16 protein-coding genes are annotated in these 22,691 nt (G+C 74.5%); 1 reads left to right on the top strand and 15 read right to left on the bottom strand.

All coding sequences use genetic code 11. The annotated features are described in order from the left end of the window. Together AC069K_RS19045 and AC069K_RS19040 are read right to left on the bottom strand one after the other, a co-directional pair. Positions 1–3,309 (bottom strand): FtsX-like permease family protein, encoded by a 3,309-nt coding sequence (locus AC069K_RS19045; RefSeq protein WP_478617665.1) that lies wholly within the window; start codon positions 3,307–3,309, stop codon positions 1–3. A gap of 166 nt (positions 3,310–3,475) precedes the next feature. Further along, positions 3,476–3,880, bottom strand: a complete 405-nt coding sequence (locus AC069K_RS19040; protein WP_358836506.1) for a globin — start codon at positions 3,878–3,880, stop codon at positions 3,476–3,478. A 117-nt stretch (positions 3,881–3,997) separates the two neighbouring features. Between AC069K_RS19040 and AC069K_RS19035 the strand changes: the two genes are divergently transcribed. Beyond that, positions 3,998–4,978 (top strand): methyltransferase domain-containing protein, encoded by a 981-nt coding sequence (locus AC069K_RS19035; RefSeq protein ID WP_478617662.1) that lies wholly within the window; start codon positions 3,998–4,000, stop codon positions 4,976–4,978. Between the two features lie 13 nt (positions 4,979–4,991). On the opposite strand, the gene AC069K_RS19030 is transcribed toward AC069K_RS19035, so the two are convergent. The 13 genes from AC069K_RS19030 to AC069K_RS18970 form a co-directional block, all read right to left on the bottom strand. Beyond that, entirely contained in the window at positions 4,992–6,167 is a 1,176-nt protein-coding gene (locus AC069K_RS19030) for an FHA domain-containing protein (protein ID WP_478617659.1), read from the bottom strand. A gap of 118 nt (positions 6,168–6,285) precedes the next feature. Continuing rightward, complete coding sequence (locus tag AC069K_RS19025; protein WP_478617656.1) at positions 6,286–7,644, bottom strand: vWA domain-containing protein; 1,359 nt, start codon at positions 7,642–7,644, stop codon at positions 6,286–6,288. Between the two features lie 66 nt (positions 7,645–7,710). Beyond that, on the bottom strand, positions 7,711–9,027 hold the full coding sequence (locus tag AC069K_RS19020) for a PP2C family protein-serine/threonine phosphatase (RefSeq protein WP_478617653.1): 1,317 nt from the start codon (positions 9,025–9,027) through the stop codon (positions 7,711–7,713). Positions 9,028–9,030: 3 nt separating this feature from the next. Continuing rightward, the gene (locus AC069K_RS19015; RefSeq protein ID WP_365101272.1) at positions 9,031–11,694 is read right to left on the bottom strand and encodes a tetratricopeptide repeat protein; all 2,664 of its coding nucleotides are present in this window, start codon (positions 11,692–11,694) and stop codon (positions 9,031–9,033) included. A gap of 50 nt (positions 11,695–11,744) precedes the next feature. Then, a complete protein-coding gene (locus AC069K_RS19010) occupies positions 11,745–13,073 on the bottom strand; it encodes a coiled-coil domain-containing protein (protein WP_365101119.1) in 1,329 nt (442 codons plus the stop codon). A gap of 58 nt (positions 13,074–13,131) precedes the next feature. Continuing rightward, positions 13,132–14,109, bottom strand: a complete 978-nt coding sequence (locus AC069K_RS19005) for a glutamate ABC transporter substrate-binding protein (RefSeq protein ID WP_365101117.1) — start codon at positions 14,107–14,109, stop codon at positions 13,132–13,134. 61 nt (positions 14,110–14,170) lie between these two features. After that, on the bottom strand, positions 14,171–15,583 hold the full coding sequence (locus tag AC069K_RS19000; protein ID WP_478617648.1) for a hypothetical protein: 1,413 nt from the start codon (positions 15,581–15,583) through the stop codon (positions 14,171–14,173). 279 nt (positions 15,584–15,862) lie between these two features. After that, complete coding sequence (locus tag AC069K_RS18995) at positions 15,863–16,843, bottom strand: N-acetylglucosamine kinase (RefSeq protein WP_478617645.1); 981 nt, start codon at positions 16,841–16,843, stop codon at positions 15,863–15,865. Beyond that, positions 16,840–18,105 (bottom strand): 6-phospho-beta-glucosidase, encoded by a 1,266-nt coding sequence (locus tag AC069K_RS18990; RefSeq protein WP_478617642.1) that lies wholly within the window; start codon positions 18,103–18,105, stop codon positions 16,840–16,842. Before AC069K_RS18990 ends, AC069K_RS18995 begins: the two co-directional genes overlap by 4 nt. A 4-nt stretch (positions 18,106–18,109) precedes the next feature. Beyond that, positions 18,110–19,000 (bottom strand): carbohydrate ABC transporter permease, encoded by an 891-nt coding sequence (locus AC069K_RS18985; RefSeq protein ID WP_365101111.1) that lies wholly within the window; start codon positions 18,998–19,000, stop codon positions 18,110–18,112. 3 nt (positions 19,001–19,003) lie between these two features. Further along, a complete protein-coding gene (locus AC069K_RS18980) occupies positions 19,004–19,945 on the bottom strand; it encodes a carbohydrate ABC transporter permease (protein ID WP_478617639.1) in 942 nt (313 codons plus the stop codon). A 31-nt stretch (positions 19,946–19,976) separates the two neighbouring features. Beyond that, positions 19,977–21,323 (bottom strand): ABC transporter substrate-binding protein, encoded by a 1,347-nt coding sequence (locus AC069K_RS18975; RefSeq protein ID WP_478617636.1) that lies wholly within the window; start codon positions 21,321–21,323, stop codon positions 19,977–19,979. Positions 21,324–21,423: 100 nt separating this feature from the next. Further along, a complete protein-coding gene (locus tag AC069K_RS18970; protein ID WP_478617633.1) occupies positions 21,424–22,641 on the bottom strand; it encodes an ROK family transcriptional regulator in 1,218 nt (405 codons plus the stop codon). Positions 22,642–22,691: the final 50 nt, after the last annotated feature.

Below are 22,691 nucleotides of genomic sequence, written 5' to 3'. Positions count from 1 at the left end.
TCAGTTGTCCCCCTGGTGGCGCAGCGAGACCGCCGGTTCGGTGCGCCGCAGCGCCAGGGTCGCGACGATCAGCAGCGGTACGGCGGCGACTCCCGCGAAGAGCACGGCGAGCCGCCCGGCGGGCAGCTCCACCAGCACCTTGGGCACCGGCTGGGTGGCCTGCCCGGTCAGCACGATCAGCGGCACCACCGCGCGGGTGAGCACCTCGCCGAGCGCCAGGCCCGCCAGCAGTGCCAGCGCGATCAGCACCCCCTGCTCGGCCGCGATCAGCCGGGCCAGCTGGCGGCGCGGGGTGCCCAGGGCCCGCAGCACGGCGAACTCGGCGCCGCGTTCGCGCAGCGAGCCGGCCGCGCTCACGCCGAAGCCGACCGCCGCCAGGGCCGCCGCCGCGATCGCGGCGGCGATGAGCGCGGCCTGCGGGCCCGCGCCCAGCGGGTCGTCGCGCAACCGCTCGGCGACCTCGGCGCGCACCACCACCTGCTGCGGGTCCATGTCGGGCCGGGCCCGCAGCGCGGCGGCGGCGCGGGCCTCGTCGCCGGGGGCGGTGGTGAGCCACCACTCGGTCGGGGCGAGGCTGTCGCCGGTGCCGGCGAGCGCCTGGTTGACGGCGCGCAGGTCGAGCACGAGCGCGCCGCCGTCGCGGCCGTCCCCGGCGGTGCTCCGCGCACCGGACCCGGTGGTGGGGAACTCGGCCATCCGGTCGACGACCTTCGCGCGCAGGGTCTGACCGGCCAGGACGGTCGTGACGGTCTGGCCGACCCGGGTGCCGCTGGAGGCCAGGAACCGGTCGGTGGCGATCGCGGTCAGCGCGGGGGCGGCGGGCCGTACGGCGGCGAGCCGGACGGTACGGCTGGGAACCGACGTCGAGAAGGGACCGGCCGGCGGGCTCGATCCCGTGGTGTACGGCACGCCGAGGCCCTGCCCGTCGGTCCTCGGGGTCAGGGCGACCACGCCGACGGGGCGGGTGGCGACCTCCATGGAGGTGGCCCGCCAGCGGTCGGCGGCGGGAACGGGGACGGCGGTGGTGCGTCCGTCCCGCGCCACGCTCGTCAGCTCGCGCACGGTGAACCGCTGCTTCTGGTCGTTCTCCGGCACGCTGAACTCCAGGTCGAGCCTGGTCAGGGCGAGCGGCGCGGCCGGGTGCCCCACCGGGGCGCCGGCCGCCAGGTCGAGGGAGAGCCGGCGCTCGGCCGCCCGCCCGTCGGCCTCCAGGGTCCCGGCCGGGAGGCGGTACTGGATGCCGAAGCGGTCCTCGACCACCGCCGTCAGGTTCAGGGTGAGCGGGGCGGAGGAGGCACCGCCCGGGGCGCCCTCGGTGTCGATCCGCAGGCCGAGGACGAGCTCGGCGGCGTCCGCCGGGAGCGGCACCCCGCTGCGGGCCGCCGGGCGCGGGGTGAGTTCGGCCAGCAGCGCGCGGGCCGGGCGGTCGCCGAGGCCGGGGCGGAGCAGCAGGCCGTCCGTGTGCGCGGTGTCCAGGGCCAGCAGCGTCCCGGAGCGCCCGCCGGAGAGCTCCAGCGAGGAGCGGGCCGCCGGGGCCACCGTCGTCACCCCGGGGACCTTGTCGTACGAACCGGCCTGGCCGAAGCCGTTCAGGCTCGACCCGGAGACCCGGAGCGGGGTGCCCGCGCGGAAGTCCGCCTGGTCCTCCTGCGAGCGGTCCCAGGACGCGGACTGGCCGATCGCCAGCATGCCCATGGCGACCGCGAGCACCAGCAGCAGCACCGGGCCCGCGCCGCGCAGCGGGCGGCGGCTGAACTGCCAGCCCGCGAGCGCCGCCGGAAGCCCGCGCCCGCCGGCGGCCCGCCGCTCGGCGAGCTTGGCGGCGGGCGGCAGCAGCCGCAGGGTCAGTACGGTCCCGGCGAGCAGGGCGAGGGCGGGGGCGGCCACCAGGAGCGGGTCGATGCCGAGGCCGCCGCCGCCGGTGTCGCTGAGCGCCCCGGAGCCGGAGGTCTGGCGGTCCAGTTGCCAGTAGGCGACCCCGGCGATCACCAGGAGCCCGACATCGGCCCCGGCGCGCACGGAGGCGGGCAGGGTGGCGGCCCGGCCGCGGGTGGCCCGCCCGGCCGACAGGGCCGGGGCCACCACGGCGGCCGCGCACCCCAGCGCGACCAGCGCCGCGACCAGCCACACCGTGCCGGTGGGGGCGGTCTCCAGATGGACGCCGCTGCGGGCGAGCGGGCCGTGGCCCGCGAGGAGACGGGTGAGCGGCCCGGAGAGCAGCGGGGCGCCGACCGCCGCCGGGACGGCGAGCAGCAGCGCCTCGGTGGCGGAGAGCCCGAGGAGGCGCGCGCGGGAGCCGCCGCGGGCCCGCAGCAGCTCGGTCTCGCCGGTGCGCTCGCTGCTGAGCAGCCGGGCCACGAGCAGCAGCGCGTACCCGGCGAGCAGCACCAGTTGCAGGGCCACGATGAGCAGGGTGGAGCGGGAGACGAGCAGGGAGCGCTCGGCCCCGTCGAGTACGTCGGGCAGTCCGGTGGTGGCGGTCGCGTCGCCCGCGAACACCCCGCCGCCCACCAGGGACTTGGGCCCCGCCTCGGCCGCCGTGCGCAGGGCGGCGACGCGGTCGGTGGTCAGGCCGGAGAAGTCGGCGGTGGCCAGCCAGGACCGCTGGCCGGCGCTGAGCCGTCCGCCGGTGAGCGCGGCGGGGTCGGTGAGCAGCGGTCCGTAGGTGGTGAAGTTGACCCGGCGCGAGCCACGGCCGCCGAGGTCGTCCAGCTGCCAGTACGCGTCGGTGATGTCGACGGGCCGGTAGACGCCGGTGATCCGGACCTGGACGGCCGGGCCGTTCAGCCGGTCGGTGAGGGGCAGCACGGTGGGCCAGTGGCGCAGGCCGAGCCGGGCGGCGGCGCTCTCGGGGAGCGCGGCCTGGATCTCATGGCCGGTGCCCGGCGGCGCGGGCCAGTCGCCGCCGGTCAGTCTGACGCGGGCGCGGTCGACTGCGGCGAAGAGCGTGAGGTCCGGCTCGTCGCCCTTGCGGGCGTCGGGGGACTGCAGGGTGCGCGGCAGGGCGTATGGCCCGGACTGCGTCAACGTGGCGGTGGTGACGGGGAGCCGGTCGAAGGTGCGGCTCGCGCCCGCCCGTACGGCGGCGTCGGCGGCCTGCCGTTTCGCCTCGGGGACGGACGCCTTGACGACCAGCGCGGCGGGGGCCGCGGAGCGGGTGGTCAGGGTGTGGCGCAGGGCCGCGTCCCCGATGGAGCCGGAGAACGCGGTCAGGGCGGCCAGTACCGAGGTGGTGAGCAGAACCGCGAGCAGCGCGGCGGCGAGCAGCAGGCGGTGCGCACGCACTCGCAGAAACACGAACCCCGTCACACGGCCCCCATGGTCCCGCCCCGCCCCCGAAAGTCTGTACGGATGCTTTCAGAGGGGACGGGGCGGTGGAAACCGCTTGCGGGGTCACCTTGACCGGATCGTGACCGGAATGCGCTCCCGGAGACCCGCATTCCGGGGCCGGGTGTGCGGAAGGTGAAGTTCCGCTCTACTCCGCCGTGTTGACCATGGAGGCGGCCGCGTACGTCAGGTAGTTCCAGAGCGTCGTCTCGTGCTCCGGGGAGAGCCCCAGCTCGTCCACGGCCTCCCGCATATGGGTCAGCCAGGCGTCGTGCGCGGCGCGGTCGACGGTGAACGGCGCGTGGCGCATCCGCAGCCGGGGGTGGCCGCGGTGGTCGCTGTAGGTGCGCGGGCCGCCCCAGTACTGGATCAGGAAGAGGACGAGCCGCTCCTCGGCCGGCCCCAGATCGCCCTCCGGGTACATCGGCCGCAGCAGCGGGTCCTCGGCGACGCCCCGGTAGAACCGGTGGACCAGGCGCCGGAAGGTCTCCTCGCCGCCGACCTGCTCGTAGAAGGTCTGCTCCTGAAGCGTGCCGCGCGGAATCTCATTCACGCGTCCATGGTCTCAGACGGGGCGGCCGAGGACCGGGGGCCTAGGACCACCCGCCCCCGGGCCCGGAGCGGCGTACGACCGCTCGCCTCCCGGGCCCCGGCGCAGCACAGTGGACCTATGGGCGCATACCGGGATCCGGCCGCCGAGGCGCGGGCGACCCTCGTCGCGCGGATCGCGGCCGGGGGCGAGCTCGCCGACCCGGCCTGGCGGGCCGCCTTCGAGGAGGTGCCCCGCCACCTGTTCGTGCCGTACTACTTCGTCGGGCGGCCCGGCGGCTACGAGCGGCTGTGGGGCGAGGACCCGGACCCGCGGCGCCGGGCGCGCTGGCTGGAGGGGGTCTACACCGACATCCCGCTGGCCACCCGGCTGCGCGACGGGGAGCTGCTCTCCTCCAGCAGCCAGCCGTCGCTGATGGCGCGGATGCTGGAGGTCCTGGACGTCCGGGACGGGCACACGGTCCTGGAGATCGGCGCCGGGACCGGCTACAACGCGGCGCTGCTCAGCCACCGCCTGGGCGAGGAGCGGGTCACCACCGTCGACCTGGAACCGGAGATCACCGAGTCGGCCCGGACGCATCTGACGGCAGCGGGCTTCCACCCAGCGGTGGTGACCGGCGACGGGGCGCGCGGCTGCCCGTCCCGGGCGCCCTTCGACCGGATCATCGCCACCTGCACCCTGCCGTCGGTCCCGGCAGGCTGGCTGGCGCAGTGCACGCCGGGCGCGCTGATCGAGGCCCCGCTGGCGACCGGCCTGATCCTGCTGAGGGTGCGCGACGCCGGGCACGCCGAGGGGCACTTCCTGGACACCCCGGCCTACTTCGTCCCGCTGCGCGGCACCGTGCCCGCGCCCGAGGCCCGGGAGCGCGGCCCGCTGACCCGCCCGGGTCTGGAGAACGAGCTCTTCCGCTTCCTGCTGGCGCTGACCGCGGACAGCCTGGACCCGTACGAGGCGTACGCGCTGTGGCAGCGCGAGGGGCGGCCCCGGCGCGAGCGGTTCGGCGTGACGGTCAGCGGCGAGCGGCAGTGGGCCTGGCTGGACGACCCGCAGGGACCGCACACCTGGCCCCTGCGGGACGCCGCGCCGAAGGACGCGCCCTAGGGCGCGTCGCGCCCTAGCCCCGCCGGACGGTCAGCGTCGTCCAGGCGCCCACGTGCACCCGGTCGCCGTCCTGGAGCGGGACCGGCACATAGGGCTGGATGGGCTCCTCGGCACCGTTGACGGTGGTGCCGTTGGTGGAGTTCTGGTCGACGACCGCCCAGCTGCCGTCGGGCTGCTGGACCAGGACCGCGTGCTGGTGCGAGACGCCCGGGTCCTCCGGCGGCACGGCCAGGTCGATGTCGGGCGCCTCGCCGGTGGAGTGGCGGCGGCGGCCGATGGTGAGCTGGTTGCCGGTGAGGCGGCGCTGCTGCTCGGGCGAGTACGCGGGCAGGTTGAGCCCGGCGGCCTCGGGACCGCTGCGCTGCATCATCGCCATGAAGTACTCGCGGTCCGGGCCGATGGTCACCGTCCAGCCGACCTGCTGGGGCGGCGGGGCCTGGAACTGCTGCTGCGGCGGCTGGGGCTGCTGCGGAGCCTGGTGGGCCTGCGGCGCCTGGGTGTGCTGCTGCGGCGGCTGCGACTGGGACGGCGGCTGGATCATCCAGTCGTCGTCCTCCGCACGGGCCGGCGGCCGGAACGCCGGGGGCGCGGGCGGCCCCGCCTGCTGGAAGGCGGGCGGGGGCGGCGGGCCCTGCTGGAAGTGCGGCGGCGGGCCCTGCCGCGGGGACGGGTCCCCGCTCGGCGGGGGCGGCGGTCCCTGGCGGAACGCCTGCGGCCCCTGCTGCTGCGAGGGGTCGCCGGTGAGCGGCTCCGCGGGCCGGTTGACCTGCGAGGGCCGCGAGCTCTGGTACTCGAACGGGTCACGCTGCTGCTGGGCCGGGGGCGCCGGGGGCGCCTGGGTGTGGCGCGGCGGCGACTGGAACCCGGGCGGCAGGTTGAGGCCCTCGCCCCGCCCGGGGGAGGGCTGGGGCGCCAGCGGCGTGTACGAGGTCGCCGTCCGGGTGAGGTAGTTCCAGCGGCACTCCTCGCAGAAGGGCGTGTTGCCCTCCCGGGGCGTGCGGCACTGCGGGCAGAGCTCCGCCGGGGTGGCGGGCGCCTCGGCGCCGGGGTAGCCGTAGCCGCCCTGCGGGGGCGGTCCGGGGAAGGCCGGCGGGGGCGGGGGAGGCGGCGGCACGGCGCCCATGCGATGGCCGCAGACCTCGCACCAGTCGTCGGAACCCGACTGGTGTCCGTTCGGGCAGGTCGGCATGGAGTCGCTTCCCCCTCTCCTCGTCCGGCCCCTCGGGCCGAGGCACTCACGTCGTCTCGCTGCCGCGCACCGCTGCGTGCGGCGCGCCCCCGGGCCGGTGCCCGGGTCGTTCCCGTCGTCACTTCTTCACGCGTACGGTCTTCGTCGAGCGGGTTTCGAGAGTCATCTCGTCCGCCTCCGCGACCTTCGCCTTCAGTCGCACAGTACCCGTCGCCTCGTCGACGACGTCCACCACCTTCGCGAGCAGCTTGGCCGTATCGGCGTTCCCGGAGGCGGCGGCGAGCTGGACGGCCCGGCCGAGTTTGGCGGTGGCGCCGTCGATATCGCCCGACTTGCGGGCATCCAGACCCTGTTGGATGACCTGGGCCAGTTCGGCCTGACCCGTGTAGTGGGCGACCTGGGGGTTGATCGCGGTCGAGGCGGCCATGTCCTCCGTCCACACCGCCCGGACCAGCCCCTGCGAGAGGGTCTGCGGGGTGCCGCCCGCCGGGTCGGGCAGGATCAGCGAGACCCGGGCGGCGAGCATCTCCTGGCCGATTCCGGCCTCCGGGACCAGCACGCACACGTGGTAGTCGCGCGACTCGTCGCCCCATGAGCCCGTCGGGTAGTCCCCGGCGCGCGGCCCCGCCTCGGTGCGGCGGCCGGTCAGGTCCTCGACGGCGGGCGCGACCTGCTTGACGAATCTGATCTCCACGCCGACCGGTGTCCACAGCCGCAGCGCGACGTCCGCGACCTCCTTGCCCATCGCGTTCTCCATCATCCGCGTGAAGTCCGCGGCCAGGGCCGAGGGGTCGGCCACGATGTCGGCGGTGCCGAGCAGCGCGGAGGCGATCGCGGTGACCTCCTTGACCTCCCAGTCGGTGCCGACCCCGCGCGCGTCGCAGGTGAAGCGGCCCGCGCAGGCCTCCAGGGCCGCCTGGAGCGCGGCCGGCGACTCGTGCTCGTTGCGGCCGTCGGTGAGCAGGATGCCGTGCCGGATCGGTACGTCGGCCGAGCTCAGCAGCCGGTCGGCGAGCCGCAGCCAGGTGCCGATGGCGGTGCCGCCGCCCGCGCTCAGCTTGCGCAGGGCCTCCTTGGCCTCGGCGCGGGTGTGCGGGTCGGCGGTGGCCAGGTGGCCGCCGCCGGGGTAGACCTCCTCGGCCCGGTGGGTGCCCGCGACCACCGCGAACGTCACGCCGTCGCGCAGGGTGTCGATCGCGGCGGCCGTCGCGTCGCGCGCGTTGCGCATCTTCGTCGGCGGGTAGTCCATCGACCCCGAGCAGTCGACCATGATCACCACAGCGGCACCCGGCGCCTGCCCCGGCACGGCCGAGGGCGAGAGCGCGGCCCCGGTCAGGGCGGCCCCGCCCACCGTCCCGCCGCCCATGGACGTCACGGTGACGATCGCGTTGACCTCGCGGCCGCCCTCCGGCAGGTACTCGTTCTGGTAGACCTCGACGGAGAACCGGGGGGCGGGCGGCTTGGAGAAGTTGGCCATCTGTGGGGCTCCTTGAGGCTTGCGGGCCTGAAGAGACGAGAATGCGGGGAAAACAGGTGGCACGGCCTAGTTGTAGGCGGATCCTGCCCCGGGCCGGGGGACCGCGAACGGCACCACGGCCACTGTTACGTTGTCGTGGCCCCCGCCGTCCAGGGCGTGGCCGACCAGCACCTGGGCGCTGTGCAGCGGCCGTTCGGCGGCGTCCGCCGGCACGGCCCCGGCCATCTCCTCGGCGCCCTCCGCGTAGTTCCACAGCCCGTCGGTGCAGACCACGACCACGCCGGAGCGGTCCGGCTTGAACGCCGCGGTGTGCGGCTCCAGTTCGTAGGCGTCGGCGCCGAGCCAGCCCGTGATGGCGTGCGCCCGCTCGTCCGCGTACGCGTCGGCCTCGCTCATCAGGCCCGCCGCCACCATCTGCGCGGCCCAGGAGTCGTCCTCGGTGAGCCGGGCGGGCGGGGTCGTACGGTCGTCGGGCACCCAGTAGGCGCGGCTGTCGCCGACCCAGCCGACCACCAGCAGGCCGCCCGCGGCGATGGCGCCGACCAGGGTGCAGGCCGGGGCGTTCTGGTGGCGCTGCGGGTCGTGGTCGGGCGCCGGATCCGGCGGGCCGGCCAGGGAGTTGACCGCCTCGGCCGCGGCCACGATCGCCTCGTGCATGGCCTGCTGGGGGTGCGTGCCCTGGGGCAGCGCCTGGAGCAGCGACTCGTTGGCGCGGGCCGCCGCGGCCGCCGAGGCCTCGTCGGGGCGGGTCGCGGAGGAGACGCCGTCGCAGACGATCGCGACTACGGCGGGCGAGCCGTCGGGCAGCGCGGTGGTGGACACGGCGAACGCGTCCTCGTTGCGGTGGTGGCGCAGGCCCCGGTCGCTGACCGCCGCCACCGGGCCGAGCTCCTGCTCCATGTGGTCGCGCTCGCGGGGCTGGGCGTGGCCGCAGTTCTCGCAGTACCCGTCGTCGTCGACCCGCCCGGCCCGGCAGGCCACACAGACCTTCAGGGGCGTGCTGACGTGGGTGGCCCGGTCCCCGAGGGCGGAGGGGTCGGCCGCGCGGGGGTCGGGCGCCTGGAGCGGGTACTCCGCGGCCTCGGCTGCGCCGCCGGGCTCGTCGTGCCGTGCGGGCCCGGGCAGCGGGGAGCCGCCCGAGTCGGTGCCGGGCAGATCGGTGGGCAGGTGCACCGCGGCCGCCGCCGGGCCCTCCGCGGCACGGGCGGTTGGCCATGCCTCACCCGCCACGGGGGTGCCCAGGACCACCGTCGGGCTGTCCACCGCGGCCGCGGGCACGGCCGACAGGTCGTACCCGCAGGCCCCGCAGTACCGGTCGCCCGACTCCAGCGGCTCGTGGCAGCCGGGGCACGTCCCGGTTGCCGGCCGGTGCATCTGCGCCATCAATCACACCCACGTCCGGGGGCGGAAGCGGTTGGCCCGCTCCACCAGTTCGATCCGCTCCTCGCCGCTGCCGGCGAGCCGGGCGAGCACCCGGTACGAACGCTCCAGGCCGAACCGCAGGCCTCGTTCGTCCAGCTCGCTGCCCAGCAGTATGGCCCCGCCGCCCGGGCCGTCGCCGGGCCGCCCGCCCTCACCGGGGCCGCCCCGGCTTCCGGAGAGTACCCAGTCGAGCGCGGTGCCGAGGACCTCGGTGGCCAGCCGCTCGCGGCGCACCGCGTCCAGGCCGAGGTGCTGGAGCGCCTCCACCTGGTCCGCCGCGGCCCGCAGATCGGCCAGCAGGGCGTCGCCCGGGGCGCGCCGGCGCAGCCTCGCCCGCACGGCGGCGACCCGCGCTGCCGTGTAGTGGATCGAGGCCTCCGGCACCGACTCCAGGGTGGCCACGGCCGCCTCGCGCTCCCCGGCGGCCAGCTGCACCCGGGCCAGGCCGAACGCGGCACTGACGTAACCGGGGTCCGTCGTCCACACCAGCCGGTAGTACTCGGCGGCGTTGTCGAGCTGGCCCAGCACCTCCGCGCAGACGCCGAGGGCCAGCTTGGGCGTCGGCTCGCCCGGGAACGCGTCGTAGACGGCGTCGAAGGAGAGCGCGGCGTTCTCGTGGTCGCCGGAGACCAGCGAGGCCACCCCCCGGTACCACACCACCCGCCAGTCGTCGGGGTGGTCGGCCTCCAGGGACTCAAGGCCGCGGGCCGCGGAGAGGAGTTCGCCGAGGTCGAGCCGGGCGCGCAGCTCGCGCAGCCGCTTCTCCACCGAGTCGGCGGGCGCGGTGCGCAGCGCGGCGATGAGCTCGGCGGGCGCGGCGCCCATCAGACCGGCCAGGAAACCGGCGTTGGGGTCGCCCGGGTCCACGTGCGGGACCGGCAGCGCCAGCGCGGTGGCGGGCGCGTCGAGGGGCCGCAGATAGCCGTCGCCGCCGGCTCTCCCGCCGTACGGGGCAGGGGCGCCGCCGGCGCGGGGCGCGGGGACGAGGGCGGTGTGCGCGGGCGCGCCGCCCGGCACCGCGGCGCCCGTGCCGGGGGCGGGGTGCGGCGCGGCGGTGACGGTGGGCCCGGCCACGGCGACGGGCACCGCGCCCCCGCCCGTGTGGACCACGGCGGAGGGGGCGCCGGGCGCCGGGGAGCCGTTCGCGGCGGAGCGCGCCGCGCGTCTGCGCGTCCACCGGCTCTCGGGCACCGGCCGGGCCCCGAGCGCCGACACGTCACCGGTGAGCTCCGCGAACAACGTCGTGTCGGTGACCCGCAGTTCGGTGCCGAACAGGGTGGACAGGGCGGGGCGCGGCCGGCCGGTCTGGAGTGCCACGACCTCCCGCAGCACCCCGGTCAGCTGCTCGGCCATCTCCTGCGCGGAGGCGAACCGGCGCGCGGGATCGGGGTCGGTGGCCCGTACGAGGAACCGGTAGAACGACTCGTACGTACGGAAGACCTCGATGTGGTCGGGGTCCGGCAGGCTGTCCGCGAAGACGTTGGTGTAGCCCTGGAAGTCGAAGGTGAGCACCGCCAGCGTGCGCGCGACCGTGTACAGGTCGGAGGCGACCGAGGGGCCCGCCTCGGCGACCTCGGGGGCCTGGTAGCCGACCGTGCCGTAGATGGCCGACTCGTCGTCGTCCATCCGGCGCACCGCGCCCATGTCGATCAGCTTGAGCTGGTCCTCGGTCTGGATGGCGTTGTCGACCTTGAAGTCGCAGTAGAGCAGGTTGCGGCTGTGCAGATGACCGAGCGCCTCCAGCGCCTCGATCCCGTACGCGCAGGCCTGTTCGACGGGGAGCGGGTCGCGCTTGCCGTCCGGGCCGCGCCGCTCGTTCGCGATCTCCTTGAGCGACTTGCCGCCCACGTACTCCATGACGATGTAGCCGTCCATGGAGCCGGTGCGCTGGTCGAGGTGCTCCACGAAGTTGTAGATGCGCACGATGTTGGAGTGCTCGATCTCGGCGAGGAAGCGGCGCTCGGAGATCGCGGCCGCCATCGCGTCCTGGTCGCCGGTGTCGAGCAGGCCCTTGAGGACCACCCAGCGGTCGGAGACCGCGCGGTCCACGGCGAGGTAGACCCAGCCGAGGCCGCCGTGCGCCAGACAGCCCGCCACCTCGTACTGGCCGTGCACGATGTCGCCCTGGTGCAGCTTGGGGACGAACGAGTACGGGTGGCCGCACTTGGTGCAGAAGCCCTCGGTGCGCCCGGGCCGCTCCCCGCGCGAGCGGCCGACCGGCGCCCCGCAGTCCGCCCGCGAGCAGAAACGCTTCCGCTCGGGGACCTCCGGGTGCTCCATCACGGCCGTCGCCGGATTGGGGCGCGGCACGCCCGGCACGGTCACCAGACCGGCCCCGAGCCTGCTGCGCCCGGAGGTGCCGGTCGCCGGGCCCGAGCTGCGCACCGAGACCGAGCGCGCGCTGCCCGCCCCCGTCAGCGAACGCGACAGGCGCCCCGAGACCGACCGGCGGGAGGTGGCGGAGCGCGAGGAGCGGGAGGAGGCCGAGGAGCGCCCGGAGCGGGCGGAGGAGCCGCTGCCCTTGCGGGCGCCCGCGGTGATCCCCGTCGGGGCCGGCGGGATGGCGCCGCTCAGCGACACCACCGGCGCCAGGCCGCAGGTGTCGCAGTACAGCTCGCCGCCGCCCATGTCCTCGTAGGAGCCCTCGCAGCCGGGGCGCTGGCACTGCTTCTGGTCGCTCACGATTCCCCCCTCTGGTCGACGGGGCCCGGCTGTCCGGCAACCAGCGCCTCCGCCGCCGCCTGCTGGTACCGCAGCACCGCCTGCTCGGCGACGCGCAGGTCGCAGGGCGCGGACCACAGCATCCGGCGCGCCGCGTCGTACCGTTCGATGAGCAGCGGGTCCTCGGCCAGGCCGTGCCGGGCGACCTTCGCCTTGTACGCGTCGAGCCGGCCGCGCAGCTCCGCGCGGACCGCCAGCGGCGCGGTGACGGCCGTCAGGGACTCCCGCGCGCGCAGCAGTTCGTCCTCCGCCTCGCGCTCCAGGGATTCCAGGAGCGGGGAGAGCCGGTGCCACTGGGCGTGTCTGCGGTACTCGGCGGCGGCCACCAGGCGCTCCTGGAGCCGGGTCGGCGGGCCGCTCACCGCGGGCACCTCGGACGCGGCGATCTTCGCCAGCACCTCGCCGCGCGCCGCCCGCGCCTCGGTGAGCGTGCGGTCCGCCCGGGAGAGCACGTCCCGCAGCCGCACCAGCCGCATCTCGGCGTCCTGACGGACCGTCAATACGGCGTCGATCTCCCGGCGTACGTCGTCCAGGGCGCGGGCGGCCCGGTCGTAGCGCTCGGTGTCCGGGCGGCCGCCGCCGGGGGCGGAGCTGCCCGGCGCGGGCAGCCAGAACGCGAGCGGGTCCGACACCACCTGCGCCCGCAGCGACGCCAGCTCCTCGGTGATCGACTCCAGGTCGTCGCCGGCCGGATGCTCCCCGGGGCGCACGCCCACCGAGTGGGCCAGGCTCCGGGTGCGGTGCAGCTCCGCCGCCAGGAGGTCTATCCGGGCGGGCAGCGCCGACCACACCGCGTCGGCGGCGACGACCAGGTCGAGCGAGCGCGCGTACAGCTCGTTCATCCGGTTGACCAGCTGCTCCAGGGTGAACCGCTCGGCCAGCCGGGCGGGGCCGGCCGGCGCGGCGGCCTGGGAGGCGGCGCCCGCGACGGTCACCGACTCGCCGCGCAGCCGCTCGGTCAGCTCCACCAGGTCCTCGCGGGAGGGCCAGCGGCGCCGCTCGCGCAGCTCACGGGCGTCGTCCAGGGCCGCCTTGTAGGCGTCGAAGTACGCCCACAGCACGGTGATGGACTGCTCGGCCGACGCCCAGCGCTCCCGGGTGACCCCGGTCAGCTCGGCGCCCTCCAGCAGGCGCCTTCCCGCGTGGTCCTGGAGGGCGAGCAGCGAGGTCTCGATGGCCTCGTGCTCGGCGTCGAGCCGGGTCAGCGCGCGGTCCACCTCGTCCCGGTCGAGCACCGGCCGGACGGGCCTCCCCGAGGAGGAGCCGGGGAAGGATCCCGCGCCCATCGATCACCTCTCTGCTCTGCGTGTCTGTGCGGTCGTGCCGGGCGGGTCAAGCCGGGCGCTAGGAACGGTACTTGGGCTCGGGCGGGCCCGTTATCCCGGGCAGGTCGGCGGCGAGCCAGTCGCGGTAGGCCTTCATCCACGGGCTGTTGTCGCCGCCGCTGCGGTAGTCCACCAGGACGTGGTTGATCCGGCGGACCAGATCGGTGTTCTCCAGCTTGGTCGCCACCCCGTAGTACTCCTTGGTGAACGGGTCGCCCTTGAGCTGGACCGCCGGGTCCTGGGCGGCCTGGCTGGCCGCGAGCGCGCTGTCGGTGACCACCGCGTCGGCCTGGCCGAGCTGGAGGCGCACCAGGCAGTCCAGCTGGCTGGGCACGGTCAGGTCCTTGTAGACGGCCCCGTACGACTCCTTCTCCAGCGCGTCGAACGCGGTCGAACCGGCCGCCACGCAGACCTTCCTGCCCTTCAGCGTGGCGTTGTAGCCGGTGATCGCCGACTCCTTGGGGGCGAGCACCTGCTGGCCCGCCTGGAAGTACGCGGAGGAGAAGGCGACCTGGCCGATCCGCTTGCAGTTGATGGTCATCGTCCGCACGACCACGTCGACCTGGTCGTTCTGGAGGGCCGGGATGCGCCGGCTGGTGGGGATGGCGCGGTAGACGACCGCGTCCGGGTCGCCCAGGATGTCCTTGGCGATCGCCCGCACCAGCTCGATGTCGAACCCTTCGAGCTTTCCGTTGGCCGGGTTGCGGTACCCCCAGCGGAAGCTGTTCTGGTCGACGCCCGCGACCAGCTTGCCGGCCTTCTTGATCTTCTCGATGCTCGGTCCGCCGGCGTCCGAGGCGGGCAGGCTCGCCTCCGGGTCGGTGCAGGTGTCGGCCTTGGCCTGGACGCCCCGCCCCACCCCGGGGCCGCCGGTCCGCGCGGCATCCGCGCCCGCCTCGTGCCGCGACAGCGGGACCAGCAGGGACGCGGCGGCGGCGCAGGCGAGCGCCATCCCGCCGACGCCGCCCCACCCGCGGAGCCTGCCTTTCCGGTTCATCGCGCCTCCTCCCGGGGCCGTTGCGCCTCTCGGGCCGGTGTTTCCCTGGATCCCACGGTGCTCACCTGTACTCCGCGAGCCTGCGGCTGACGCCGACGCCCGCCGCCGCCGCGCCCAGCACCGCCAGCACCGCGGCGCCCAGCGGAAGCCCGGTCAGCGCGCCCCTGCCGTCGGAGGCGGCCCGGGTGAACTCGCGCTGCTCGTGCCCGATCGCCTTCTCCAGGGCCGCGTCGACCCGGTCGAAGGACTGGCCGGTGGAGCCGGACGCGCCGATGACCTGCTCCAGGGCGCCTTCGTAGTCGCCGTCGGTGTCGGTCCGGTGCGCCTGGTCGTGCCGCTGCCGCCACTCGGTGACGCTGCCGCGCGCCTCCTCGACCGGGGTGCGCCCCGCGCTGTCGTCGGCGAGGTCCCCGGCCGAGCCGAGCTGGTCCACGAGCTCTTTCATCTCCGCCTTGTAGTCCGCGTCGTACTTGTCCTCCTTGCCGTCCTCGGTCAGGACGGCCCCGCGCGCCACCAGCGTCAGGTTCTCGTTGGCGCGGGCCTGGAGGGAGTTGATCCGGGCGTCGTTGAGCACCTTCAGCGACTCCTGGCCGTGGGTGCGCGAGTCCGACAGGTCCGCGGCGGCCACCGCGTGTCCGGCGACCAGCCACAGCAGGACGACCGCCGAGGCCGCGCTGCCCGCGAGCAGCCCGTGGTTGAGGACCCGGTTGGTGCGCCGGTAGGTGCGCCGCTGGGCCCAGAACAGGGCTCCCAGCGCCACCGCGCCCACGGCCAGCGCCGCGTACGGCCAGGTCTCGGCCTGGTCGTAGTCGTCGTAGAGCCGGCCGGTCTCCGCCTCGTAGAGGTCCTGGGCGGCGGGCAGCAGGTGCTTGGTCATCTGCTCGTTCGCGTACCGCAGATAGGCGCCGCCGACCGGGAAGCCCTGGCGGTTGTTGGCGCGGGCCTGCTCGATCAGGCCGTTGTAGACCGGCAGTTGCTCGTTGAGCGAGGCGATCGCGCGCCCGGAGTCGGAGGCGCCCGTGGTGTTGGCCGCGGCCTTCACCAGCAGGCGGGAGGCGGTCGCGATGTCCGCCTCGTACCGCACGCGGACGGCGCGGGGCTCCTTGGCGCCCGCGAGGAAGCCACTGGCGGCCGCGGTGTCCGCGTCCGCCAGCGAGCGGTAGATGGAGGCCGCGTCGGCGCTCAGCGGCTGGCTGCGGCTCACCACGTCGTCGGCGGCGGCCGCCCGGTCGGTGACCTGCCAGGCCGTCACCGCGCCGAACGCCACCACCAGCAGCGCGACCACCGTGCCGATGATCCACAGCCGCCCCGGCTCGGTCGTCGCGGCGGCGTGCACCCGCTCCCGGGCCGTCGCCCAGCCGCCCCGGCGGGACGCGGGCGCGGGCCGGGCCCCCGTGACAGGCGCGGCCGGCGGTGCCGGATCCGGCACCGCCACGGGTGTCCGTGGTGCCTGTGTGCTCGGCGGCTGTGCCACTTGACCTCCCCCTGGGTCACCGAGTGCCTGGCCAGCAGTATGGACGCAGGGACCGACCACCACACAAGGGTTGACCTGATCTTGTTACCCGCTTGCTCCGCCCCGGCCCCCGCTACCTCCCCACCATGTATACGCCGCAGGCCGCGGATCGGTTCCCGTCGGTGCGACCGGAAGCGACGGCACCGCTTGCGCGTCCGCGCGCACCACCCCCGCCCCTGAGCGCACGCCCCCCGCCGCGCCCGCGCGCCGGCCGTCCGGGAGAGCGCCGCCGGCCCGTCCTCACGCTCCCGGGTACTGCCCGCGCAGCCGCTCGAACACCTCCGCCGAGGCCCCCACCTCGTCCAGCCCGAGCAGCCCCGCCCCCAGCACCGGCGAGGCCGCCACCACCAGCGGGACCGCCTTCGGCGCCCGGGCCGCCAGCAACGTGACGACCCCGTCGTCCAGTTGGGGGTGGCGGGCCGCCAGCACGCTGCCGCCGAGCAGGACCGGTGTCTCCTCGTCGAGCAGGTCCAGGCGCTCCAGGGCGACCACGGCCAGCGCCACGATCTCCTCGGCCTGGCGGTCCACCAGCGACCGGGCCACCGGGTCCCCGTCCGCCGCCACCGCGAAGAGCACCGGCGCCAGTTCGTGGCGGCGGGCGGGCGCCACGTGCTCCAGGTGGAGCGCCTCGATCAGCGCGTACACGGACTCCAGCCCGAAGTGCTCCGGCAGCGCCCGGGCCAGCGCGGTCGGTTCGCCCCGCCCGTCCTCGGCGCGCGCGGCGAACCACAGGGCCTCGTCGGCCAGACCGCCGCCCCCGCCCCAGTCCCCGGAGATCTTGCCGAGCGCGGGGAAGCGGGCGGTGCGGCCGTCCGGGGTCATGCCGACGCAGTTGATCCCCGCCCCGCACACCACCGCGACCCCGCGCGGTTCGGCGCCTCGGGGCAGTCCGGCCCGCAGGATCGCGAAGGTGTCGTTGTGGACCCTGACCGTTCCGCCCCAGCCGCGGGCCGCCAGCGCCCGGGCCAACTGGCGCTCCTCCACGGGCAGGTCGGCGTTGGCCAGGCACGCCGAGACGTGGTCGACCGCGGCCGGTCCGGTGTTCCCCGCCGCCGCCCAGGCCCGGTCCACCGCGTCCGCCAGCGCGTCCACCGCCGTCCGGACCCCCACGGCCGGCGGGCGGAAGCCGCCGCCCCGGGCGGTCCCCAGGACCGTGCCGTCGGGGCCGATCAGGGCGACGTCGGTCTTGCTGTTGCCGGCGTCGATGGCCAGCACGCTCATGCCCACGCGAGGTGCTCCCGGTTGTGCGCGATCAGCCGGTCGGTGAGGCCGTCCGCCAGCGCGTACTGGCCGACCAGCGGATGGGCGAGCAGCGCCCGGAACACCCGCTCGCGCCCCCCGCGCAGCGCCGCCTCCAGGGCCAGGTCCTCGTACGCCGTCACGTGCGCGATCAGCCCCGCGTACAGCGGGTCGAGCTCCGGCACGGCCAGCGGCACCGGGCCGTCCGCGTCCACCCGCGCCTGCACCTCGATCACCGCGTCGTCGGGGAGGAAGGGCAGGGTGCCGTTGTTGCGGGCGTTGACCACCTGCACCGGGCTGCCGCCGTTGCCGAGCAGGGAGGCCGCCAGGTCCACGGCCGCCTCCGAGTAGAAGGCGCCGCCGCGCCGGGCCAGCAGCTCCGGCTTCTCGTCGAGCGCCGGGTCCCCGTACATCGTCAGCAACTGCCGTTCCATCTCGGCGACCTCGGACGCCCGGGAGGGCTTGGTGCCCAGCTCCCGTACGACCTCGTCGTGGGCGTAGTAGTAGCGCAGATAGTACGAGGGGACGACGCCGAGCCGGTCCAGGGCCCGCCGGGGCAGGCGCAGGTCGTCCGCCACCGCGTCCCCGTGCTCGGCGAGCAGCTTGGGCAGCACGTTCTCCCCGTCGGGGCCGCCCAGGCGCACCCCGAGCTCCCAGGTGAGGTGGTTCAGGCCCACGTGGTCCAGGTGGACCTGGCCGGGCGCGACGCCGAGCAGCGCGGCGAACTTGCGCTGGAAGCCGATGGCCACGTTGCAGAGCCCGACCGCCTTGTGGCCGGCCTGGAGCAGCGCGCGCGTGACGATGCCCACCGGGTTGGTGAAGTCGATGATCCAGGCGTCCGGGTTGGCGCGGCGCACCCGCTCGGCGATGTCCAGGACCACCGGGACGGTCCGCAGCGCCTTGGCGAGTCCGCCCGCCCCGGTCGTCTCCTGGCCCACGCAGCCGCACTCCAGCGGCCAGGTCTCGTCCTGCTCGCGGGCGGCCTGGCCGCCGACGCGCAGCTGGAGCAGGACCGCGTCGGCGCCCTCGACGCCCGCGTCCAGGTCGGAGGTGGTGGTGATGGTGCCCGGATGGCCCTGCCGGGCGAAGATGCGCCGGGCGAGCCCGCCGACCAGCTCAAGCCGGCCGGCCGCCGGGTCGACCAGGACCAGCTCCTCGATGGGCAGGGTGTCCCGCAACCGGGCGAATCCGTCGATGAGTTCGGGGGTGTAGGTCGATCCTCCGCCGACCACGGTGAGCTTCATTTCTCTAACCCTTCACTCCGGTGAGCGTGACACCCTCGACGAACGCCTTCTGCGCGAAGAAGAACACGAGGATCACGGGGGCCATGACCAGCACGGTCGCGGCCATGGTCAGGTTCCAGTCGGTGTGGTGCGCGCCCTTGAAGGACTCCAGGCCGTAACTGAGCGTCCAGGCGCCGGGGTTCTCCGAGGCGTAGATCTGCGGCCCGAAGTAGTCGTTCCAGGCGTAGAAGAACTGGAAGAGCGCGACGGCGGCGATGCCGGGCTTCGCCATCGGCAGCACGACCCGCAACAGGGTCCGCAGCTCTCCGCAGCCGTCGACCTTGGCCGCGTCCAGGTACTCGTTCGGGATGGTCATCAGGAACTGCCGCAGCAGGAAGATGGAGAACGCGTCGCCGAACGCCATGGGGACGATCAGCGGCCACAGGGTGCCGGACAGGTCGAGCTGCTTCGCCCAGAACAGGTACATCGGGATGATGATCACCTGGGGCGGCAGCATCATCATCGAGATGACCAGCATCATCGACAGATTGCGGCCGCGGAAGCGGAACTTGGCGAGCGCGTAGGCGACGGGGACCGAGGACACCACGGTCAGGACGGTGCCGAGTCCCGCGTAGACCAGGGTGTTGCGCCACCAGGTCAGGAAGCCCGGGGTGTTCCACACCGTCCTGTAGTTGGACCACTGCCAGTGGTCGGGGACCAGGTCGCGGGTGAGCGTCTGCTGGTTGTCCATCAGCGAGGTGAGCACGATGAAGACGAACGGCAGCACGAAGAAGAGGGCCGCCGCGACCCCGAGGGCGTGCACCCCGATCCAGTGCAGGAGCGCCTTGCGGCGGGCCGTACGGGCCGCCGGGGTCGTCGCCACCGGCGCGTCGAGTGGGTACGTCAGATCGGCCATCGGCTAGTCACCTGCCTGGATCAGTCCGCCGCGGCGCCGCATGAGCAGGGCGGTGAAGGCCATGGAGAGGGCGAAGAGGACCAGGGCGACCACACAGGCGGAGCCGTAGTCGAAGCGCTGGAATCCGAGGTTGTACACCAGCTGGGGAAGGGTCAGCGTCGACTGGTCCGGGTAGCCGGGCTCGAACTGCTGACCGGAGCTGCCGATGACCCCCGAGGCGACCTTTCCGGCCACCAGCGGCTGGGTGTAGTACTGCATGGTCTGGATGATCCCGGTGACCACCGCGAACATCACGATGGGCGAGATGTTCGGCAGCGTCACGAACCGGAACCGCTGCCAGGCCGAGGCCCCGTCCAGCTCGGCCGCCTCGTACTGCTCCCTCGGCACGTCCAGCAGCGCGGCCATGAAGATCACCATCAGGTCGCCCACGCCCCACACCGCCAGCAGGGTCAGCGCCGGCTTGGACCAGGTGGGGTCGGTGAACCAGGCCGGCGCCGGGACGCCGAGGCCGGCCAGGACCGAGTTGACCGGTCCCGTACCGGGGTTGAGCAGGAAGACGAAGGCGAGCGTGGCGGCGACGGGCGGGGCGAGGTAGGGCAGGTAGAACAGCGTCCTGAAGACCCCGGTGCCCGTCTTGATCCTGGTGATGAGCAGCCCGATGCCGAGCCCGAAGACGACCCGGCAGGCCACCATGACCACCACCAGCCACAGCGTGTTGCGCAGCGCGGGCCAGAACAGCGGGTAGTCGTTGAAGACGTACGACCAGTTCTTGAGCCCGTTGAAGGTGGGGTCGGCGAAGCCGTCGTAGTGGGTGAAGGAGAAGTAGACGGTGGAGATCAGCGGGTAGGCGAAGAAGACGCCGAAACCGATCAGCCAGGGGGACATGAAGGCGGCCGTCCGCAGGGCCGCCCGGCGGCGCTTGGCGCGCAGGGTGTACGTGGTCATGGAGTGCTCCGCGGCGCTCGTCGGACCCGGCCTACTTGGCCTGGTCGATCGCCGTGTCGATCTCCTTGGCGGTCTTCTCCAGACCGGCCCTGATGTCGCTCTGCCTGCCCTTCTCCACGTCGTAGCCGAGGTTCTGGATCGACACCAGGTACTGGCCGCCGTTGACCGAGGCCGGGCTGGTCGTGGAGGCCGGGTTCTGCGCGATGTCCAGGAACGTCTTGAAGCGCGGGTCGTACTTCAGGTGCGGCGACTTGAGCGCCGCCGTCGTGGAGGGCACGTTGTGGATGGCGTTGGCGAAGTTCACCACCGCCTCGGTGTCGGTGGTCATGTACTTCACCAGCTCCCAGGCGGCGTTCTGCTTGCCGGAGGTGGCGGCGATCCCGGCGATGGTGCCGGTGATGTACCCCTTGCCGTAACTGCCGGCCTGGTCGTCCGGCACCGGCAGCGGGGCGACCCCGATCTCGAACGCCGGCTTGGCGTCCTCGGCCATCCCCAGCCGCCACTCGCCGTCCATCTGCATGGCGACCTGCCCCAGGTGGAAGGGGTGCTTGGCGCCGAACTCGTCACCGAAGCCCGAGCGGAACTTCTCCAGCTTCTGGAACCCGCCCAGGTCGTCGACCAGTTGCCTCTGGAAGGCGAGCCCCTGGGCGAAGGCCGGGTCCTTGGCGATGTTCGACCTGCCGCTGGAGTCGAAGTACGTGGGCGACCACTGCGCGATGTAGTGCTCGGTCGTCGACTCGTAGCCGTGGTAGTCGGGCATGAACCCGAGCTGCTCGTACGAGTCCCCCTTGGCCTTCGTCAGCTTCTTGGCGTCGGCGGCGAACTCGCTCCACGTCCTGGGGGGCGTGGTGATCCCGGCGGCCTTGAAGGCGTCCTTGTTGTAGTACAGCGCGTAGGCGTCGCCGAGCAGCGGGAGCGTGCAGCGCTTGCCCTCGAACTGCGTGTACTCGTTCATCGCCTTCGGGAAGGTCTTGGCCGGGTCGATCCCGTCCTTCTTCAGGAAGGGCGCGAGGTCGACGAAGGCGCGGGAGGAGCAGAACTTGCCGACGTTGTTGGTGCTGAAGGAGGAGACCACGTCCGGGGCGTTCGAACCGCCCGCGCGCAGCGCCTGGTTGATCTTGTCGTCGTTGATGTTGCCGACGACCTTCACATGGATGTTGGGGTGCGCCTTCTGGAAGGCGTCCACGCTGGCCTGGATCGCCTTGACCTCCTCGGGCGCACTCCACCCGTGCCAGAAGGTGATCGTCGTCTCCTTGGAGGCGTCGTCCTCGGCGGAGGAGGAGCTCTGGCCCGTACAGGCGGAGGCGAACAGGGCGATGGAGGCGGTCACGGCGAGGGCGGCGGCCGACTTCCGGCGGCTCGGGCTGTTTCCGGACATGGCGAAGTCTCCCGGGGCAGGGGCAGGGGCAGGGGGCTGGGACGGGGATGAGGAACGGGTGGGCGGGACCGTACGGAGGTGCGTTCGGGGGCGGCGGGGGTCAGCGCGAGGTGTCGAAGACCTCGTCGCGGGTGGCGGCGAGCGCGCTCTCCAGAGCGCCGCGCAGGACGGGGTGGTGGCGCACCTCGCCGATGACGAGCCGGGGGCGGGAGGCGGCGAGTTCGCCCAGCTCCTGCTGGACCAGCGCGCGCAGGGGCTCGCCCCCGGCGGTGATCAGGGCGCCGGAGAGGACCACGAGCTCGGGGTCGAGCACGGCGACCATGGAGGCGAGGCCGGTGGCCAGACCGGTGGCGAAGGTCTCCAGGAGCGTGCGGTAGGGCCCGCTCTCCCGCTCCCGTACGGCCTCGGCGGCGCGGGTGATCAGCGCGGCGGCGGCCTCGGTGGACGGGCCGCCGGGGATGTCGGCGACCCCCAGCTCCCGGGCCAGGCGCGGCACCGCCTGACCGCCGGCCAGCTCCTGGAAGCCGCCCGCGTTCGCCTTGGTGACGTGCCGGACCAGCGGGGCGCCCGGCACCGGCAGGAAGCCCACCTCGCCCGCGCCGCCGGTGAAACCGCGGTGCAGCCGGCCGCCGATGACGAGGGCCGCGCCGAGACCGCCCTCGTTCCACAGCAGCACGAAGTCGTCGTGGCCGCGGGCGGCGCCGAGCCGCTGCTCGGCGATAGCCGCGAGGTTGACGTCGTTCTCGTACTCGACCGGCATCGGCAGCGCCGCCGCGAGCTCGTCGAGCAGGGCGGGGGAGTGCCAGCCGGGCAGGTGCGAGGCGTACCGCAGCCGCCCGGTGCCGGGGTCGAAGGCGCCGGGCGTGCCGATGACGACGCGGTGCAGATCGGCCCGGACCAGGTCGGCGGCCTTCACGGCCCCGTCCAGGGCGTCGGTGACCTGCCGCACCACGGACTCGCCGGCCCGGCGCCCCGGGGTGCGCGCCTCGAACTCCCCGACCACGTCCCCGGTGACGTCCGCGACGGCGGCGCGGATGCGCTCGGGGGTGACGTCGAGCCCGGCGACGTGCGCGGCGCGCGCGTTGACCGCGTACAGCTGCGCGTTGGGACCGGGCCGGCCCTCGGTGGTCCCGGTCGCCACGACGAGCCCGGCCGCCTCCAGCCGCGCCAGGAGCTGCGAGGCAGTCGGCTTGGAGAGCCCGGTGAGCTTGCCGATGCGGGTGCGGGACAGAGGGCCGTGCTCCAGCAGCAGATCGAGGGCGGCACGGTCGTTCATGGCGCGGAGTACGCGCGGCGTTCCCGGGGTAGTACCGGCCACGAGGCTGCACCTGCCCTTCACATCACTGTTAGGAAAGTTTCCTATCGGAT

It is taken from the genome of Streptomyces sp. NPDC043908, assembly GCF_056435525.1.
This window is presented reverse-complemented; position numbering and strand designations above follow the sequence as displayed.

Coding starts and splice junctions, on each gene's coding strand:
- AC069K_RS19035 (WP_478617662.1), top strand. CDS start 3,998: ATGGGCGCATACCGGGATCCGGCCGCCGAGGCGCGGGCGACCCTCGTC.
- AC069K_RS19030 (WP_478617659.1), bottom strand. CDS start 6,167: ATGCCGACCTGCCCGAACGGACACCAGTCGGGTTCCGACGACTGGTGC.
- AC069K_RS19025 (WP_478617656.1), bottom strand. CDS start 7,644: ATGGCCAACTTCTCCAAGCCGCCCGCCCCCCGGTTCTCCGTCGAGGTC.
- AC069K_RS19020 (WP_478617653.1), bottom strand. CDS start 9,027: ATGGCGCAGATGCACCGGCCGGCAACCGGGACGTGCCCCGGCTGCCAC.
- AC069K_RS19015 (WP_365101272.1), bottom strand. CDS start 11,694: ATGGGCGGCGGCGAGCTGTACTGCGACACCTGCGGCCTGGCGCCGGTG.
- AC069K_RS19010 (WP_365101119.1), bottom strand. CDS start 13,073: ATGGGCGCGGGATCCTTCCCCGGCTCCTCCTCGGGGAGGCCCGTCCGG.
- AC069K_RS19005 (WP_365101117.1), bottom strand. CDS start 14,109: ATGAACCGGAAAGGCAGGCTCCGCGGGTGGGGCGGCGTCGGCGGGATG.
- AC069K_RS18995 (WP_478617645.1), bottom strand. CDS start 16,843: ATGAGCGTGCTGGCCATCGACGCCGGCAACAGCAAGACCGACGTCGCC.
- AC069K_RS18990 (WP_478617642.1), bottom strand. CDS start 18,105: ATGAAGCTCACCGTGGTCGGCGGAGGATCGACCTACACCCCCGAACTC.
- AC069K_RS18985 (WP_365101111.1), bottom strand. CDS start 19,000: ATGGCCGATCTGACGTACCCACTCGACGCGCCGGTGGCGACGACCCCG.
- AC069K_RS18980 (WP_478617639.1), bottom strand. CDS start 19,945: ATGACCACGTACACCCTGCGCGCCAAGCGCCGCCGGGCGGCCCTGCGG.
- AC069K_RS18975 (WP_478617636.1), bottom strand. CDS start 21,323: ATGTCCGGAAACAGCCCGAGCCGCCGGAAGTCGGCCGCCGCCCTCGCC.